At 51.5% G+C, this 2,140-nt stretch carries 2 protein-coding genes and 1 pseudogene; all 3 read left to right on the forward strand.

Annotated features, from left to right (window positions below; genetic code table 11):
* On the forward strand, positions 1–520 hold a 520-nt coding region (locus tag DBO31_RS08795; protein WP_150824962.1), incomplete at its 5' end, for an indolepyruvate oxidoreductase subunit beta.
* A 217-nt stretch (positions 521–737) separates the two neighbouring features.
* Positions 738–1,496: a sulfite exporter TauE/SafE family protein gene (locus tag DBO31_RS08800; protein ID WP_150824963.1), complete on the forward strand. Its 759-nt coding sequence runs from the start codon at positions 738–740 to the stop codon at positions 1,494–1,496.
* 96 nt (positions 1,497–1,592) lie between these two features.
* A pseudogene (locus DBO31_RS08805) lies at positions 1,593–2,140 on the forward strand (RNA polymerase sigma-54 factor); the annotation flags it as partial.

A 2,140-nucleotide genomic window follows, 5' to 3' on the forward strand; every position in this document is an offset into this window, starting at 1 on the left:
GGCCAGTAAAATCCTGACCATGGGTCTCATAGAAAACGGATATGATGTAAAAATGTCAGAAGTACACGGCATGAGCCAGCGTGGCGGCAGCGTCAGTACCCAGGTCCGCTTTGGCAAGAAAGTCTATTCTCCCATCATCGGGGAAGGGACGGCAGATCTCCTTGTTTCTTTTGAAGAAATGGAAGCGGCACGCTATGCCAAGTATTTGAAGAAAGATGGCAAAATTGTCGTCAATACCTACCGGATTCCTTCTATGCCTATTTTGTCCGGGTCCCGGACCTATCCGGAACACATCATTGAAAGCCTCTCCGAACAGGTGCCGACCATGAGTCTGGACGCTACAAAGATCGCTACCGATCTGGGCAATCCTAAAAGTGCTAACGTCGTCCTTCTGGGGGCACTCATCAAGGCAATCGGCATGACCGACATTGATTGGAAAGCCATTATTGCCAAGGCTGTCAAACCGAAATTCATCGAAGTCAACCAGAAAGCCTTCGATGCTGGATTTGCCGCTGTTTAATCCGTATACGGGAAGTAAGATGTAACGCAGCAGATGGGTCCTGCTTTCCCGGCAGTATGGACATAGATATAGGTGTATGAAATAAAGGGCTCCGCCTGCCATGAGAGACGGAGCCCTTTGCTGTTCTTGGATATCTTTTGGGTGGAGAGATAACAGATGACCGGAAATATGCTATAGTAATATTCAGGGAATACCAGGCGGGACAGGAGTGATGGAAATGTTGATTCTAATAACGTTATTTGTTTTGGGGTTCCTATTGGGACTGACCGGGGCTGGCGGAGCTGGTGTGGTCATTGCCGTGCTGACGGCCGCCTTTGGCGTGCCCATTCATCTGGCTCTGGGGACGAGTCTCAGTGCCATGACTTTTACGACCTTATCCGGGGCGGTCAGTCATTTCCGTGAAGGAAATGTCCGCATCCGCACCGGAGCTGCTGTCGGTGTATTCGGTGCAGCCGGCGCGTTTACCGGTGCTAAAATCGCGGCTATGATTCCGGCGGCTGATTTGCACTGGTTCACTGGTGGCATGATGCTCCTCTCTATGGCACTCATGTACTTGCGCCTCTATCATCCCCAGTCCGGGCCGTTTGCCTATGTGGGCACGACTGAACTAGAGGGTGGCTCCCGATTCTGGCTGACCGCAGTGCCGGCCGGATTCGTCGTCGGTTGTCTGTCCGGCACGTTCGGCATTGGGGCGACGCCCTTCATCCAGCTCGTGCTGCTCATCTTATTTGGGCTGCCCCTTCCCGTAGCTATTGGCACGACGATGATGGTCATCCTGCCCATTGCCGTGTTTGGCGGTTTGGGTTATCTGCTGGAAGGCAATCTCGATTTCACCTTGTTCATCCAGGTCGTTGCCGGCCTCATGACCGGTGCCTACATAGGAGCTAAATTTACCCGGCGCATTCCCCAGAAGGTTTTGAAAGTCGTCATGACCATCATTCCCGGTATCGGGGCATTGGTGCTCTTTTTAGAATAATGTTAGCAGTCCCATGATAAAAACCAGAGTGGGACTGCTTTTTTTTACCATCTATCATGGTATAATTATTTCATACAGGTAAAAGGACGTGATAGTATGGCAAAGATAGCACTTAAACTGGAACAGAAAACAAAATTGTCCCAGATACAGCGGCTGACCATTCAGATGCTGACCCTTCATTCACAAGATCTGACCGATTTCCTCCATGAACAGGTGACCGATAATCCCCTCCTCGATATCCGGTATAAAGATGTCCGTTCCAGCAGCGGAGACGGCAAGGAAAAGCCCATTGACAATATCAAGAACCGCGGTGATTCGCTGGAAACAGGGCTAATGAAACAGCTGCGGGTACAAAACGTTCCCAAAGCCACCATGCTGGCTGCCGGCCTTATCATCCGCTCCCTTGACGAAAAAGGTTTCTTTGCCGGTGATCTTGACCTTCTGGGCCAGGATTATGCCCTGTCGCTGGAAGATATGGAAAAAGGACTGGCTCTGGTGCAATCCTTTGATCCGCCGGGCATCGGGGCCCGTTCTATCTGTGAAGCCCTGCTTATCCAGACCCGGCGCCATGACGATGCCCCGCCGCGGACGGAAGAACTCCTGCAGGACCATTATCAGGAATTCCTCACGGGGAAATGGCAGAA

This window comes from Megasphaera sp. DJF_B143, from assembly GCF_900320625.1.
Classification (GTDB): domain Bacteria; phylum Bacillota; class Negativicutes; order Veillonellales; family Megasphaeraceae; genus Megasphaera; species Megasphaera hexanoica.